This is a genomic window from Streptomyces sp. AK08-02 (assembly GCF_033795085.1).
GTDB classification, from domain to species: Bacteria; Actinomycetota; Actinomycetes; order Streptomycetales; family Streptomycetaceae; genus Streptomyces; species Streptomyces echiniscabiei.
The window spans coordinates 464,964-480,619 of record NZ_JARAZV010000003.1 but is presented as its reverse complement, the minus strand read 5'-3'; the positions used below and the strand labels follow the sequence as shown (position 1 = coordinate 480,619).

The window sequence follows — 15,656 nt, the reverse complement described above, 5'->3', positions numbered from 1 at the left end:
CCCGACCGGCCGAACCGCCGGCACACGGAGTCGATCGTAACGTCCGTCACCCCGTCCTCAGCAGCCGGTTCACCGCCCGCCCGAACACATACCGCGACGCCCCCTCCAGCGGACGGTCGAACAGCGACGGCAGCAGGCGTACGCGCAACTCCTCGCGCCAGATCACCCGCGAGCGGCCACCCGGGCCCGGGCGCACCTCGATCTCCGCCCAGCCCAGCACGACCCGGCCGCGCTTCTCCAGGCGGCACAGCCCCGGGGAGTCCTCGGTCGGTGGGCGCCAGACGGTGACCTCCATCCGGTCGTCGAAGGCGAGGGGGCCGATCCCCGAGCGGGCGACGAACACCGTGCCCTCGTGGGTCGGCGGGGCGGTGAGCACCGTGACGCGGGTCAGGGGGACCACGGAGGCGTGGCGGGGCCACCGGGTGAGCCGGCCCCAGGCCTCGTCGAGGGGGAGCGGCACCGTGCGTTCGAGGAGGAAGTTGACCACGGCACGATCGTAGGGAACCCGAGGGCGCCTTACGGCATGTTCCGGGGCCGTGCGAGCCGTGTTCGGCCAGGTCTCACACCGGGTTGACGGGTGGCCGGCCGTGGCGGGACCGATGGGCCCGGGGCGAGGTTGCGCGCCGACGACCGCTTCCGCCTCCGCGCGGTGTACGACACCATGGGCGCGACCCCGTGACCCGTGATCCGCACCCCGGCCGGAGGGCACCGCGTGGACCGTCAACTGCACGACAAACTCGATGAGTTGCAGATCAACCCCTATCCGCACTACAGCCGTGCCCGCGACGCCGAAGGGCTGACCTTCGTCGCCGAACTCGACGCCTGGCTGGTCGCCCGGGACGCCGACGTACGCGAAGTCCTCCGTCGCGACCAGGACTTCTCCTCGGCCGGTGCGCTTCGCCCCGACGTCATGCCGGCGCCCGCCGCGCTCGCGGTGCTGGGCGGCGGTTTCGGCGGTCGGCCCGTCGTCGTCGGCGCGGACGGTGTCCGCCACCAGGAGCTGCGGGCTCCCATCGTCAAGGGTCTGTCGCCCGCCCGGGTCGCCGCCGTGTTGCCGTATGCCGCCGAGCGTGCCGCCGCCCTGGTCGACGCGTTCGTGAGCGGTGACCGGGGCGAGGCAGGTGAACACCGGGGCGGGCACGTGGAGTTGATGTCCGAGTACGCCCGCCGGCTGCCCGGAGAAGTCATCGGCAGGATCGTCGGCCTCGACCCCGCTGACGTCGAGGCCGTCGTGCACGGCGGGTACCGCGCCGAGGAACTCCTCTTCCGGCCCCTCTCGGAGGGCGAGCAGATCGCCGCCGCCCAGGACGTCGTCGCGACGCAGCACATCCTCGACCGGTACGCCCGCGCCCGGCACACCGAACCCCGCGAGGACCTCTGCACGGAGATCGTCGCCTCCGTGACCACCCCCGGCGACAGCGAAGCCGGCGACGACAGTGCCGAACTCACCCTCGATCAGCGCCACGAGGTCGTCTCCCACCTCCAGAACCTGCTGATCGCCGGACACCTCACCACCGCCGCGCTCATCGGCACCACGGTCCTTCATCTGCTCCGGCACCCCGCCCAGTGGGAGCTGCTGTGCGCGGAACCCGACCGCATCCCGGCCGCCGTGGAGGAGGCCGCCCGGTACGACACGGCGCTCCAGGGATTCCGCCGTGTCACCACCCGCCCGGTCACCCTCGCGGGCACCGAACTCCCGGCCGGCGCACCGCTGTTCGTCGCCTTCGGTGCCACGGGCCGGGACGGCGGGCGGCACCCCCGACCGGACGAGTTCGACATCACCCGCAGCCCGGTACGCCACCTCGCCTTCGGTCTCGGCGCCCATGCCTGCCCCGGCTCCCAGCTGGCCCGCGAGCAACTCCAGCTCACCCTGCAGGAGTTGACGAGCCGCCTGCCGGGTCTGCGACTGGCCGGGGACCAGCCGGTCACGATGCGTCCGACGATGATCCACCGCTCCCCGCGGAGCCTCCGTCTGACGTGGTGACCGGCGCGGGAGGAAGCCCCAGCGGTCACGGAAGACGGCTGCGGCTGTCGCCGCGGGTCTCACCTTCGCCCTCGGTGCCGCGCTCACCGCCTGTTCCGGCCCGGACGGTTAGACGAGCGGGGGCGGCGCAGAACGCGGCCTACCCGCTCGGGCTAAGCGCTCCGCCGGAATCGACGCGCCGCGCCGTCGTCCGTCCGAGGCGCCGAAGTGGCTGGTCGCGCGGTTCCCCACGCCCCCTCGGGGCGCCGCCTGACCGTGCCGGAACGCGTTCGCCCGGCCCGGTGCGACCGTCCACACCCCGCCCGTGTGACGTATCTCTGTAGACGTATCCGTGTCGCTGGGGACGCATGCCGGTCCGTCGAGGAGGCGCTGTGGCGAGAACCCGAGTCCGTTTCCGTCGTACGAGGGCGGCCGTGGCCCTGGGGGTCCTCCTGGGTGCGCTGGGGCCGACGGGAATCGCCGTCGCCGCCGCGCCCACACCCGTCGACTGCACCGCCGGCACCGGCCCCTACCAGCGCGAGCTGGAGGAACATCTGAAGCTGCCCGTGGACGGACGGCAGACACCCGCCGACTGCGAGGCGGTCCGCGCCTTCCAGAGCCGCAACGGTGTCCGGCCCGCCGACGGTTACGCGGGCCTCACGACCTACCGCACGATGCTCGTCGTCGAGGCCCGCGCCAACCCTAACGCCGCCGGGAAGTGCCCCGTCCGCACGTACCGCGTCGCCTGTGTCGATCTGACCCGGCAACTGATGTGGGTGCAGACGGGGAGCCGGGTCGTGTTCGCGCCCGTGCCCGTTCGCTCGGGGCGCGACGGCTACGAGACCCGCACCGGCTGGTTCACCGTCTACTGGCGGGACCTCGACCACCACTCCGACCTCTACGACAACGCGCCCATGCCGTACTCCCAGTTCTTCAGCGAGGGTCAGGCCTTCCACGGCACCCCCGGTGACCTGTTCACCGGCGGCTCCCACGGCTGCGTCAACCTGCGCCTCGACGACGCCGAGCGGCTGTGGAACACCCTCGCCGAGAACGACGCGGTGTACGTGTGGGGCGAAAAGCCGGGTACGGAACGGAAGTTGAGGCCCCGCCCCGCAGAGTCCGAGTCCGAGTCCGAGCACCCGGACGGGGTCACGGTCACGCCAGCAGACGTGCCCCCAGGTCCTCACCCGGAAGGGCGCCCGGAAGGACGTACGCCACCGCCGAACCCCGGTGCTCGATGAAGCGGCTCAGGTCGTCCGTCGCCGTCATCCGGTGCTGGACGCGGGCGAACAGCGCGGGGTCGCGCATGAAGGCGAGGAACAGCAGGCCACGATCGTCCGGCCCGGCGTCGTAGTCGTACCCCCGGCGCAGCATCCGCGCACCGGCGTCCAGCCGGGGACTGGCCGCCCGTACGTGCGACCGCGACGGGATCACGTACCGCCCCTGCGGGGTCTTCGCGAAGATGTCCACGTCGTCGTGTTCGTGCCGCTGCCCGAGTGGCGCCCCGCTCGCCCGGTGCCGCCCGATGATCTCCTCCTGTCGCCGCGTACCGAGCCGCGCGAACCCGGCCACGTCGATGTGGATACGCCGTACGACCAGGTAGGTGGCGTCGTCGGACCAAACCCAGCGCTCGCACTCCTTCGAGGTCGGGTTCTCCGTGCCGTCCTTGAATCCGAGGAGGTTGCGCGGTGTCTGCCCGGCCGGGGTCGGCGCCAGGGACCCGGCCTGCCGCCAGCGCGGGCGCAGCGTGTCGCCCGCCAGCCGGGTGAGCGCGCTCGCGGCGGCCGTCGTGACACGCGGGTCGTCGGCGCAGAGCTGGAGCAGCAGATCGCCGCCGCCGAAAGCGGGGTCGAGCCGGTCGTCGGGAAACGGCGGCAGCTCGCGCAGCGCGCCCGGCGCGGCGACACACAGGAGCCGGGGGAGCCGGGGACCGATCGCCACGGTCGCGGTGAGCCGCGCCTTCCCGGCGTCCCCGATCCGCACACCCTCCGCGGCCTCCTCAGTTCCCTCAGCCCGTACGGGACTTGGGGACGGAAGTTCGCCGTCCAGGATCTCCGCCAGCGCCCGTGTCCACCGCCCGAACACCTCCCGCAGGGCGCGCACGCCGGCCGCTCCCTGGACCGCCGGGGCGAGGTCGTAGGCCGTGACGAGTGCGGAGGTCTGCTGGGGGGTCGTCACACCGGCCTGGCGCGGACCCCGGAAGTGGAAGGCCGGTGGGCCCGCGGCGGCGGGACGGGAACGTGCGTCGTCGGTGCACGCGGAGACGGTCGCGGCGAGGACGCCGAGGACCGCGGCGCGGGTCAGGACATCCCGGCGTGCGGGGTCCGACGCGCCGTCGGGCGTGGGGAAAGAGGCATGTGCTGTCATAGGAGTGAAAGGGACGATACATCTGCGATCGTGCTAAACATTCTTTTTCCGCGAATCGGACGAACCGTGTCACGAGGCCTGTTCGTCGCCGCCTTCCTCCTCGTGGGCGTCACCGCCTGTGCGGGCTCCTCGCCCCCGGGCGCGGGCGGTGCCGAAGCGGCGTCGGTCGTCCGGGTGCCGCAGGACACCAACTCCCTGCAGGACGCGGTCGACCGGGTCCGCGAGGGCGGGCTCGTACTGGTCTCACCCGGCGTCTACCGGGAGAGCGTGACCGTCTCCAGGGCGCACGTCGTGCTGCGCGGCCTCGACCGCTCCCGGGTGGTCGTCGACGGGGAGTTCGAGCGCGCCAACGGCATCACCGTGACCGGAGCGGGCTCCGTCGTGGAGAACCTCACCGTCCGCGACCACCTCGCCAACGGCCTTCTGTTCACCGGCGTGACCGACCCGTCCGCGCTACGGGCGGGCCGCGCCGGGGGCTCGGCCTACGACCCGCTGGACACCGTCAAGTTCCCCCCGCTGAAGGGGTTCCGCGCCTCCTACGTCACCGCGTACGACAACGCGCTGTACGGCATCTACGCCTTCGACGCCCGCAGCGGGATCATCGAGCACTCCTACGCCTCCGGACACGCCGACTCCGGGATCTACGTCGGCCAGTGCCGCCCCTGCGACACGGTCGTGCGGCACAACACCGTCGAGCACAACGCGGTCGGCCTGGAGGTCACCAACGCCTCCGAACGGCTCTACCTGTTGGGCAACCGGGCGAGCCGAAACCGGGTCGGTCTGACCCTCAACTCCAACGACCTGGAGGCGCTCGGGCCGCAGCACGGCGCGATCGTCGCGGGCAACACGCTCACCGACAACAACGACGACGCCGGTCCCGAACAGGCCGACGGCGGCTTCGGGATCGGCGTCGGGGCGGGCGGCGGGCGGGCCAACGTCATCGAGCGCAACCTGATCAGCGGCAACAGGGCGGCCGGAGTGCTGCTGAGCGACGTACAGGGCTATCCGGCGCGTGCCAACACCGTGCGCGCCAACCGGGTCACCGGCAACGGCACCGACCTGGTCCTCGCCACCGGCACCCCGGCCGGCAACTGCTTCACCGGCAACGGCGAATCGCTGACGAGCCCGGCCGACCTGCCCCGCGAGACGCGCTGCGGAAGGGACACGCGAGGCGCCGCACGGGCGGAGCCGGACACAGGACTGGTCCGCGACCCCCTGGGCCACCCGAACCCGGTCCAGGCACCCCCGGGCATCTCCTTCCAGGACGTCCCGGCACCACCGGACCAGCGGTCCATGCCCGGAGCCGCGACAGCTCCGCCGAGGGCAGCGGTAGGCCTACCCGGCAAGGTGACGCCGGGAAAGTTCCTGCTGCCGGGTGAGGAGGACGCCCCCTAAGGGGCGCGGGGAACTGCGCGACAAGCCACAACGCACCCGCAGCCGCTCCACCATGCTCACCGCTCCCCCCAAGGCGCCCCCGGCAACGAACTGACCCCTCGCATCCGAACCCCACCCAGATCCATCGTGATAGTCCTCCCCTCACCAAGATCGGCCCGCACTCGTCGCAGACCCCCCTCGTCGTCGACCCAGTACGACAGGGGGGAACGGGCAGAGCTGGACGCGGACGCGTTCGGGCGGGGCCGAGGCCCCGAGAAGACGTCGTACCGCCGACCGTCCACGCGCTCGTCGCGCAACCTCAACGGCCCCGACTGCGCCAGCAGTTGCGCGTTGTCGGGGCGGTCGGCGCCCAGTGACAGGGCCAGCCGCAGGGCGGTGTCCAGGGGCGCGGCGCCGAACGCGCGGCGCGTCCACGCGGTCGGCTTCAGCCGCCCCGCCGCGCGCAGCGCGCCCTCGGTGGGCGGTGTGGGGGACCCGTCGGCCACCGCCAGCCCGCTCTGGTCCCAGGCGAGCAGGCCGCCGCCCGGACGCCCCGCGCCCGTCACCTCGTACCATCCGACGGCCCGGTGTCTGCGGTGGTCGACGACGGCGCGCACCACGGCCGATCCGTCGCCCGACGCCGCGCGCAGGGTGATCTCCGAGGGACTGACCCGGTATGTACGGAAGCGGGCCAGCGCCATCCGCTCGGCCTCGTCGACGGAGAGGGGCCGGGGGCCGGGATCGCCGCCACCGGCGAGGAGGAGACCGGCGCAGGCCGCCGCCGCGAGGGCGCCCACCGCCCACCAGGTCCGCCGTACCCTTCGCGCCCCAGGCGCCTTCCCGGTCGTACCGCTCCTGATGCGTCGCATGGGACGTCTCTACATGCGGGCGGGCCGCGTACCGGTCGACACCGGTACGCGGCCCGCCCCACGTCACCCTCCCGGGTGCGCGGCCGTCACCCCACTGGGCAGGGCGTCAGCACTTCTTGCCCTTGCAGGGCTCGCCCCGCTCGTTGGCGATCCGCACGATCAGCCCCTCGGCGCCCGTGCCGTTCTCCAGGGTCAGCCGGTAGGGGCCGAAGACCGGGTCGGCCGGCAGGACGTAGCCCTCGGGGACGTCCTTCTCCACGAGGTAGTACGTGCCGATCTGGTTGTCGTCGAAGGAGCACCTGCCCGTCCGGCCGGTGACACAGTCGCCGACCATCCGGTCCCTGCCCGCGCCCTGGGGCTGGAGGCCGGGCCTGCCGTTGCTGTCGAGCCACAGCTGGAAGACCGCGCCGTGCAGCGGTTTGCCGGTCTTGCGGTCGGTCTTGACGACCGTGAGCGCCAACTCCCCGACCAGGCCCGCGTCGAGGGTGAGGTCCTGGCGGTTGCCCGGGCCGAGGACGACGGGCTGGGAGCAGCCGCTGGTCCGGTCGACGACCGAGTCGTCACCCGTCGCACCCGCGTTCTGCCTGGTCCAGAGATAGCCGCGCGGGCTGCGGAAGCAGACCTTGTAACGTCCGTCGGGCAGCGCGGGGAACAGGTAGTGCCCGTTCGCGTCCGTCCTGGTGATCCTGAGCATGTCACCCGTGGCGGGGTCGCTCAGCTCGACCGGGACGTCCTTCGCACCGGGCTCGCCCCGGTCCTGGATGCCGTTGCCGTCGGTGTCGTACCAGACGAGGTCGCCGAGCCTGTTGACGGGACCGACCAGACCCGCGTCGATCGTGTGGTTGACGCTGCCCGGGTCGCCGACGACCACGTCGGTCCGGCCGACCGGGTCGACGTTCGAGTCGAGCGCACGGTCGCGGCCGGCGCCCTCCTGGGTCCACTTCAGTTCCGCCAGGGTCGGGGAGCCGGGCAGCGTCGACGGGTTGACGCCGCGGTAGTCGAAGGTGGCCCGGTATGTCGTGTTCGGCGTCAGGCCGTCCTTCGTGCCCAGGTAGTACTCACCGTTCGCGTCGGTCGTGGCGGTCAGCGCGTCACCGGTCGGCGGGGTCAGCGTGACGACGACCTGCGCGACGGGCGGCTCCGACGGGTCCTGGACGCCGTCGCCGTTCGAGTCGTACCAGACGCGGTTGCCGATCTGGACGGGCGCCTGGTCGCAGACGAGTTCCAGGTCGGCGAGGCCGTTGGCCTTGCCGAAGAGGTTCTGCTGGAGGGCGGTCGTCGGGGGCAGGGTCTCCTGGATGAGGAGGTTGCCCTCGACGGTGCCGCCGGTGATGACTGTGAGGTCGTTCGGGTCGGGGTCCTTGTCGGCGGTCCAGCGTCGTACGCCCTGCTGGAAGGGGCCGAACGGGTCGTAGACCGTGCCGAACAGCTTGTTGCGGTACGGCTGGAGTGCCGTGGCACCCTCGCCGACCTGGTCGTGGACCGCGTCGTCGAGTTTCGTGGAGTCGTCGTAGAACTCGCCGCCGCCAGGGCCCTCGCCGTTGCCGGGCTGGTTGCCGGGCAGCGAGCCGCAGGAGCCGTTGCTCTCCAGCGTGTACGTCGTCCCGGACTTGCAGGCGCGCAGTACGTCACCTGCTGCGATGCCGGTCAGCAGCGGACGGGCCGTGCTGTTGTACGCGAACGTCGCGGTGCCCGTCATGTCGCCGAAGCGGTCGCGGTAGCCGAGCACCAGGTCGCCGTTGTCGGCGATCTCGATGTTGGAGAGCATCGGCTGCGGGGCGGAGACGAAGTTGTGCGTCTCGTGGCCCGGTACCCGCTCGTTCCAGGCCTCCCACTGGCCGCTCATCACCTGGCCGACAGTGGACGGCTTGGTACAGCGGTAAGCGGTGTCGGCGGGGTTCTTCGGGATGAACCGGTAGGCGCACCCGCGCTGATGGTCCAGCGCGTGCGTGAAGATCTCGCTGAACGCGCCGTCGCCGAACTCGTAGACATGCGCGCTGAGTTCAGCCGGGTTGCCCCACGGGAGGGTGTCCTTGTCGACGGTCGTCTCCGCGCCGCACACCCCGCCGACCAGCACGCGCCTGCCGCGCACGCCGATGCCGTACGGATGCCACTCGCCGGTGCAGGCCCTGGGCCTCGGGATGTCGTACGAGGTCAGCGCGCCCGGTGTGACGGCGTCGCCCGAGCCGACGATGGGCACGCTGTACAGCTTGGTCTCGCTGATGTTGACCGCGTACAGCGTCCTGCCGTCGCCGGAGACGTCGACGTCTCCGATGCCCTCGCGGCCGACCCTGGAGTAGACGGCGTCGTCGTGCAGCAGGCTGTTGTCGGGGACGTGCGCGGTGAGTGTGCCCGGCAGCGTCACGAAGCGGCTGACGGTGGTGCCGGTGCCGAACTGGCGATAGATCGTGTTGGTGTTGCCCGAGGAGCCGTAGGCCGTGTGCCGCTTGACCAGCGTGCCCATGTACTTGTTGCCGGTGCGGTCCACGCCGATGCCGAACACGGCCTGCTGGGCGGTGTTGTCCGTCAGTGTGGTGACGCTCCCGCCGGGGGTGGTGTCGGTGAAGTTCCCGGCGAAGGACACCAGGCCCTTGTACGTGCCCGGGGCGTCGCCCTTGGCGAGGTTGCAGGTGACCAGGTCCGGGTTCTCCTGGCAGTAGACGCCGGGCTCCCAGAAGCCGGTCGTGTACGTGACGTCCGTACCGCCGGAGACGTCGACGAAGCCGACGTTGGCGCGGATGACGTCGGGGCCGGTGCCCGGGCCGGCGACGGCGGGGGAGAGGTCGCGGGGGTCCGGGTTGGTGACCTGGACGCGGTACCTGCCCCCGGTGAGCTCAGGCGTGGCCGCGAAGGTGACGGTGCCGGTGGCCCCGGTCGTCAGGTGGCGGACGTGCCCGGCGTCGTCCGTCAGAGTGACCCTGACACCGGCGAGGCCCGGCTCCAGGACGCTGTCGTACGCGCCGTCCGCGTCCACCTCGGTGACGACCCGTACGGTCACCGTGCCGTCGCCGACGGCGGCCCGGGTGGTCACGGCGAGCGGGCCGAGCCCGGTCGCCGCGACGGCCGGCGAACCGGTCGCGACGAGCGCGAGGCTCAGGCCGGTCAGACAGGCGAGCCGTCTCCTGCGTCCGGGCGGAGAGTCGGGCACGCGCCGGCGCGAGGCGGCGGTGCCTGGTTCTGCTCTCAACACTGTGTCCTCGTCTCGTGGAGCGAACACCCCCATCGAGCTATGTATGGGAACAGTGAAGAAGATCGAATCGGACCGTTCGGAGGAATCAGAGGATTAGCTGACCGGCTGGAGGGGGCTGTCAGGGGTGTGGCGGACACCCGTATGGCCGGTCACGCCCGAGCCCGCCGTGCGACGGCCACCCCCGCCCGGAGCGCGGCCACCGGGTCGGGCGCCTCGTCCAGTTCGACGAGCACCGTCCCGGCGCCCGGTGTCCGGGACATCGCGTCGGCCCAGCCCGGCCAGTCGACGATGCCCGTGCCCAGTTCGGTCATATAGGGCTGCTGCTGGGCGAAGACCGTGTCGTCGATGGTCAGTTCGACGTCGATCGGCCGTACCGCGTCCTTCCAGTGCGCCAGCGCGATCCGCTGCGCGTGCCGGCGCGCGACGGCCACGGGGTCGCCGCCGCCGAGCGCGATGTGGCACGAGTCCGGGCACAGCCACACATGGCGCGGGTCGGTCAGCATCATGAACAGGTCGATGTCCCGCTCGTACCAGAGCGTGCTGTTGGACTCCGTGTGGAAGGCGAGCCGCACACCCAGCCGGGCGACCGCGTCACCGACCGTATGGGCGATGTCGGCCATCCGGGACATGTACGCGGCGTCCACGAAGAAGGGCGGACGCGTCCCGAACGTGGTCCGCATCGGCAGCCCGGTGACGAGGAGGTCCGCGCCGACGTCGACCAGGAAGGCCGCGCGCCGCTCGGCGTCGGCGACGATCGCGGCGAGGTTGTCGCCGTGGCGCCAGTCGGGGGAGTCGCTCCCGGCGACGAAGGCGCTCACGACGCTCAGACCCCGTGCCTCCAGCGCGCGCCGGAACGAGGGCGCGCTGCCGAAGGCACGCAGGGCCGACTCGATGTCGCCGGGCGCGAAGGTCAGCTCGATACCGGTGACACCGGCCTCGGCCAGCGCGTCCAGGATCCGCCCCCAGAAGCCCCCAGGGTCGGCGAGGGCCAACTCCCTTACGGCGTCCGGTGTTTCGAGGCCCCAGAACGCCGGGTGGTAGAAGGTGACGATGTCGGTGGCGAAGCGGGGTTCGGCGGTGGCCGGCGGAGTCACTCGGTACCCCCGCGCGCGTTGTAGACGACGACGTCATCGGCGTCGACCGCGGCCCGGTAGCTCCGGAACACGGCCAGCGCCTCTTCCCGCAGCACGTCCTGGACGACCTTGATGCCGCGCGACTCGAACTGCTCGGCCCAGTCCGCGCCGAGCGGGCCCTCGTCGAACGTGGTGATCTCCTCCAGCTGGGGTCCCTCGCCCGCGACCACGAGACCGCGCACCCCTGACCACATGGTCGCGCCGTAACACTGCACACAGGGGCGCCAGTTGACGACCAGCTCGTGCGCAGGGAGCCCCTCGCCGCCCAGGTCCCAGCCGCCCACGGCCGTCTGGGCCAGCCCGAGCGCCACGACCTCGGCGTGCGCGCTGGAGACGCCGGAGGCGAGGACGACGTTCACCCCGACCGAGACGATCCGTCCGGTGTCCTGCTCGGCGACCAGAGCCGCGAACGGACCGCCGTTGCCCTCACGCCAGTTGCGATCCGCCAGGCGGTGCACGAGGCGCATCCGGTCCTCGCGGTCGGGGACGACGGGGGACACGTCGGCCAACTCGTCGTCGATCCAGGCCGGCAGCGCCACCCGGTATTCCTTCGCGATGTCGATCACAGTCCAACTCCCTTGCGATGTGCGCGGATCGCGCGTTTTCCAGTGGTCAGTTCCGGGCGACGGCCCGGGCCGCCCGTACGGCCGTCACCGCGCCCGTCAGCGTGACGTTGGCCGCCATCGAGGTGGGGACCACCCCGTTGCCTGCGAGGTACAGGTTGTCGAAACCCCACACCCTGCCGTCCGGCCCGCAGACACTGGCACCGTCGTCGGCCGAACCGCAGCGGACGGTGCCCGTCAGGTGCAGCGACGAGCCGGGCGGCAGCAGCGCCGACTCGGTCGCCGGATCGAACGGGCCGAACTCCTCCGCCAGTGACCGGACTTCGGACAGCGCGCGGGTGATCAGAGCCCGGTCGGCAGCGGAGTAGTCGAACCCGACGCCGATCCGGGGCAGCCCGGCGAGGTCGGTGTCCGACTCCGAGAACACGAGCCGGTTCTCGGGGCGCGACTCCACGGGGACGTACAGCGTGAGGCCCACGGAGTGCGCGAGCGGTCGGGCGTCGTCGTCCACGTACGTCCTGTTCATGATCTGCCCGTGGAACGGCTGGAGTTCCCCGTTCCGGGGCAGCCAGAGCGAGTCCGTGCAGAACTCGCCGACCCGCGGAAGCGGCAGGGTGTCGAGGCCGATGCCGAACCGGTCGAGGTCGAGCAGCACCCGGGCGGTGACGAAGGCGTGCTCGTTGAGGTACCGGCCCAGCGCGTCCGGGCGGATGCCGGAGGCGAACAGCAACTGCGGGGTGCGCAGCGCGTCGGCGCACACCACCACGGTTCCGGCGCGGAGTTCGGACTCGGCGCCGCCCACGACGCGCCGCAGCCGGGCGCCGGTCACCCGGCCCTCCGTCACCAGGAGCGAGGTCACGAGCGTGCCGGTCACCAGGGTGAACGCGGGGTCCCCGGCCGTCGCGATCGGCGGGAAGATCGTCCCTGGGGCGGTGCGCGGCAGTGGGCCCGAGCCCGTCGCGGTGACCGCCATGGGCATGGGCTGCGGTCGCCGCTCGGGCGGTCCGGCGGCCTCGTAGCGCCGGCGCAGCACGTCGAGGACCAGGTCGCCGACCTCGGTCGGGCCGATCGGGGCGGGGGTGACGGCGAGCACCCGGTGTGCGGTGTCCAGGTCGGCCGTCCAGCCGGCCGGGTCGCCGAAGTCGAACACCTCGTCCCCTGCGGGCCACGGTGTGGCGGCCGTCCAGTGCACGCCCATGCCACCCGCGTTCCACGCGAGCGCCGTCGCGGGCATCGCCTCGGCGTCCTCGCCGAAGGCCAGGGCGTGGAACATGCCGGGCGGCAGCGAGTCGAGGCCGTCCGGTACCTCCCGCACCACCTCGGCGCCCGTGTACATGCCCTGGATGCCGGTGGTGACCCGGTCGTTGTAGCGCTCCCACAGGGCGGGGTCGTCGATGTCGTGCAGATGCACACCGGGGGCGGAACCTATCGCTTCGCCGCCGTCCACCATCGTGATGCGCAGCGCCGGATCGGTCTCCCGCAGCAGTCGGGCCACGACCGCGCCCATGATGCCGCTGCCGACGACGAGGACATCGGTGTGGGGGGTGTCGGTCACAGTGAAGCTCCATGTCTTGTACCGCTGTTGATGTCCTGTAGCCACTGTTGATCCAGCGGTCCGGTGATCTCGGAGGGGGTCACGCGCTGTGCACGAGCGGGCCGAACAGCTCGGTGTCCATACGGTCGAGAGCCAGCTTGACGGCGCCGACCAGGGGCGCGTCGCGGCCCAGGGCCGTGGCCCGGAGCTCCACGGCTGGGGTGCGGGCACGGCGCAGCGCCGCGCGTACCCGGGGCAGCAGCACGTCCGCCGCGTCCTCCAGCCCGCCGCCGAGCACGATGAGGGACGGTGCGATGGTCCACGACAGGGTCGTGAGGATCGACGTCATGTGTTCCACGAGCTCGTCGACCTCGCCGAGTGCGGTGGCGTCCCCCTCACGGGCCGCCTCGAACCGGGCGAGCGCCACCGCGCGCCGGGCCGGGTCCGGCGAGGTGAGCCATGCAACGGGGCGGTTCTCGACCGAGTGGGCCGGTATCGAGGCCGCCTCGACGATCTCACCCGCGGCGCCGTCGAGACCCCGATGCACATCACCCCGGATGAGAATGCCCAGACCGGTCCGGTTCCCCAGCAACGCCCACACGACGTTGTCGTGGTCGCCCGCCGCACCCCGCCAACGCTCGGCGAGCGCACCGAGGTTGGAGTCGTTGTCCGCGAACCAGGGCACCCGGACGCGCCGCGCGAGTTCGTCGGGCAGGCGGACGCCCTCCCACCGGGTCGTGTGCACCAGGCGCCGCACGACCCCCTCGTCGTCGATGGCACCACCGCTCGCGACCGCCCCGGCCCGCAGCCGGTCCACCGACCCGCCCGCGTCGTCGAGCGCCTCCCGCACCAGCGCGGCCATGTCGTCGAGCGTGGCCTGCGGATCCAGGTAGGCGCGCAGCGGCCGGCGGGCCCGGCCGAGGATGCGGCCCCGGACGTCGGCCACCGCCGCGGACGCGTCCGAGGTGGTGAAGTGCACGGCCGCCAACAGAGCGTGGTCGGCCCGCAGTTCGTACCGTCGGGCGGGACGCCCCGCACAGCCGCTGGTAGGCACCCGGGCCAGTTCCGTCACCCAGCCCGCCTCGACGAGCGAGTCCAGGACGAGCTCGATGGTGCGGCGTGAGAGACCGGCCCGCTCGGCGAGCGCCGTCAACGTCATCGGCTGGGCCGACACCGCCAACGTCCGCAGGATCACCGAGGTGTTGACGCGTCGGACGGCGCTCTGGTTCATGCCGTTCATCCCGGGCCTCAGCACGTCTCCTCCGCCCCGTACTCCGTCCCTGCGACGGGATCGAAGACACCGGCGGTGTCGGCCACCAGGGCCGCGCCCGGGCGGCCGTACTCACGCGCCGGATCACCGTGCCCACCTCGTGCCCGCGCCCAGCCCGGCTCCCCGCCGTGGACGAAGCCGACCAGGTCGGCGTGGATCGCGGTGGCCAACTCGACGGGTGGGTACGGTCCGAGCGCCTCGGCGATGCCCGGTGCGTCGAGCAGGTCGAAGAAGAAGGGGATGTCGACGCAGTGCGCGGCGCCGCCGAGCACGGGGGAGGGCCACTCGAAGGAGTACAGCCAGGTACCGGCGCCGGCCGCACGGCGCGCGGCGGCCACGCGGGGGCAGGCGGCCCGGAACAGGGTGTCCGTCACCCGGCTGCCGGCGGCGCGGGCGGCGGCGAGTTCGGCGACGCCGTACGGGCTCGGGTGCTCGTTTCCCGGCGCGGCCTCGCAGTCGAACTCGTCGCCTGTCGCACCGAGCAGCAGAGGTACGTCGTGTCCGTGCCCGGCGAGTCCGTCGGAGACGGACACCGGCAGGACGTCGTCACCGGTGACCGGGCCCAACGAGAGGGATACGTCGCCGAGTTCGTCCCGCAGATCGAGAACGGCCCGCTGGAGCCGCTCCACGGCAAGACGGCCGAACCCGGCCCCGGTCGCCGGCACCCCGAGGCGCTTTCCGAGCCGCTCGACGAACCGGCGGGCCGGCTCACGGTCCCCTTCGACGAGGACGCCGGACACCGAGACCGCCCGCTGGAAGAGGCCGTTCGCGGCGGGCGACGAGAGCAGCGCGAGCACCGCCGCGCCCCCGGCCGACTGACCGGCGAGGGTGACCCGGCCCGGATCCCCGCCGAACGCGCCGATGTTCTCCCGGACCCAGGCGAGCGCGAGCAGCAGGTCGCGCAGTCCGAGGTTCGTGGGTACGTCGTCCAGCGGGGCGAATCCGTCGACACCCAGCCGGTAGCCGACGGTGACGTGGACGACGCCGTCCCGGGCGAAGGAACGGCCGTCGTACCACGGGCTCGCCGGGCTCCCCGCGAGGAAGGCGCCGCCGTGGATCCACACCAGGACCGGGCAGGGGGAGGCATGGCCGGCCGAGGAGGCGGGAGCGACGACGGAGAGGTTCAGAATGTCGTCGCCGGGCACCGAGGGTTCCGGAACCGTCGTCGTGGGAAACAGTGGCACGCGTTGCGAGGTGGGCCCGTGCCGGGACGCGTCGAACGGCTCCGGGAACCGGTCCCGAGCCACCGGCGCCGCGAACCGCCTCGCACCGGTGGGTGGTTGGGCGTACGGGATGCCGAGAAAGCGCTGTACGGGGCCGGTGCGACGGCCGACGACCGGACCGGCGGGGGCCTGGACGGTGACAGCGATGCCTTCAAGGTGGTCCATGGAGG

At 72.5% G+C, this 15,656-nt stretch carries 11 protein-coding genes and 1 pseudogene; 3 read left to right on the top strand and 9 right to left on the bottom strand.

Annotated features, from left to right (window positions below):
* Window positions 1-46 precede the first annotated feature (46 nt).
* Complete coding sequence (locus PV734_RS08545; protein ID WP_319097361.1) at window positions 47-487, bottom strand: SRPBCC family protein; 441 nt, start codon at window positions 485-487, stop codon at window positions 47-49.
* A gap of 225 nt (window positions 488-712) precedes the next feature.
* On the opposite strand from PV734_RS08545, the gene PV734_RS08540 reads away from it, so the two are divergent.
* Window positions 713-1,984, top strand: coding sequence for a cytochrome P450 (locus PV734_RS08540; RefSeq protein WP_319289185.1), 1,272 nt, complete (start codon window positions 713-715; stop codon window positions 1,982-1,984).
* A 347-nt stretch (window positions 1,985-2,331) separates the two neighbouring features.
* Window positions 2,332-3,051 (top strand): annotated as a pseudogene (locus PV734_RS08535) (L,D-transpeptidase family protein); the annotation flags it as partial.
* A gap of 67 nt (window positions 3,052-3,118) precedes the next feature.
* On the opposite strand, the gene PV734_RS08530 reads toward PV734_RS08535, so the two are convergent.
* Entirely contained in the window at window positions 3,119-4,330 is a 1,212-nt protein-coding gene (locus PV734_RS08530) for a Dyp-type peroxidase (RefSeq protein ID WP_319097360.1), read from the bottom strand.
* 66 nt (window positions 4,331-4,396) lie between these two features.
* Here PV734_RS08530 and PV734_RS08525 point away from each other — a divergent pair, with 66 nt between their 5' ends.
* Window positions 4,397-5,725 (top strand): nitrous oxide reductase family maturation protein NosD, encoded by a 1,329-nt coding sequence (locus PV734_RS08525; RefSeq protein WP_319097359.1) that lies wholly within the window; start codon window positions 4,397-4,399, stop codon window positions 5,723-5,725.
* 56 nt (window positions 5,726-5,781) lie between these two features.
* On the opposite strand, the gene PV734_RS08520 is transcribed toward PV734_RS08525, so the two are convergent.
* From PV734_RS08520 to PV734_RS08490, 7 genes are all read right to left on the bottom strand, one after another.
* Window positions 5,782-6,573: a hypothetical protein gene (locus PV734_RS08520; protein WP_319097358.1), complete on the bottom strand. Its 792-nt coding sequence runs from the start codon at window positions 6,571-6,573 to the stop codon at window positions 5,782-5,784.
* Window positions 6,574-6,679: 106 nt separating this feature from the next.
* The gene (locus PV734_RS08515; protein ID WP_319289131.1) at window positions 6,680-9,763 is read right to left on the bottom strand and encodes an SdrD B-like domain-containing protein; all 3,084 of its coding nucleotides are present in this window, start codon (window positions 9,761-9,763) and stop codon (window positions 6,680-6,682) included.
* A gap of 149 nt (window positions 9,764-9,912) precedes the next feature.
* Complete coding sequence (locus PV734_RS08510) at window positions 9,913-10,857, bottom strand: sugar phosphate isomerase/epimerase (protein WP_319289130.1); 945 nt, start codon at window positions 10,855-10,857, stop codon at window positions 9,913-9,915.
* Window positions 10,854-11,462 carry a nucleoside deaminase gene (locus PV734_RS08505; RefSeq protein WP_319289129.1) on the bottom strand — a complete coding sequence of 203 codons (609 nt, stop codon included), beginning with the start codon at window positions 11,460-11,462 and terminating at the stop codon, window positions 10,854-10,856. The genes PV734_RS08510 and PV734_RS08505 overlap by 4 nt, the downstream gene beginning before the upstream one ends.
* A 46-nt stretch (window positions 11,463-11,508) precedes the next feature.
* Window positions 11,509-13,014 carry a GMC oxidoreductase gene (locus PV734_RS08500; RefSeq protein WP_319289128.1) on the bottom strand — a complete coding sequence of 502 codons (1,506 nt, stop codon included), beginning with the start codon at window positions 13,012-13,014 and terminating at the stop codon, window positions 11,509-11,511.
* Between the two features lie 79 nt (window positions 13,015-13,093).
* Window positions 13,094-14,224: an ROK family transcriptional regulator gene (locus tag PV734_RS08495; protein ID WP_319097351.1), complete on the bottom strand. Its 1,131-nt coding sequence runs from the start codon at window positions 14,222-14,224 to the stop codon at window positions 13,094-13,096.
* A 17-nt stretch (window positions 14,225-14,241) separates the two neighbouring features.
* Entirely contained in the window at window positions 14,242-15,651 is a 1,410-nt protein-coding gene (locus PV734_RS08490) for a carboxylesterase family protein (protein WP_319097350.1), read from the bottom strand.
* Between the last annotated feature and the right edge of the window lie 5 nt (window positions 15,652-15,656).

What these genes read in the sequence shown, in the direction of transcription:
- PV734_RS08530 (WP_319097360.1), bottom strand. Translation starts at nt 4,330, where the DNA reads ATGACAGCACATGCCTCTTTCCCCACGCCCGACGGCGCGTCGGACCCC.
- PV734_RS08520 (WP_319097358.1), bottom strand. Translation starts at nt 6,573, where the DNA reads ATGCGACGCATCAGGAGCGGTACGACCGGGAAGGCGCCTGGGGCGCGA.
- PV734_RS08495 (WP_319097351.1), bottom strand. Translation starts at nt 14,224, where the DNA reads ATGAACCAGAGCGCCGTCCGACGCGTCAACACCTCGGTGATCCTGCGG.
- PV734_RS08490 (WP_319097350.1), bottom strand. Translation starts at nt 15,651, where the DNA reads ATGGACCACCTTGAAGGCATCGCTGTCACCGTCCAGGCCCCCGCCGGT.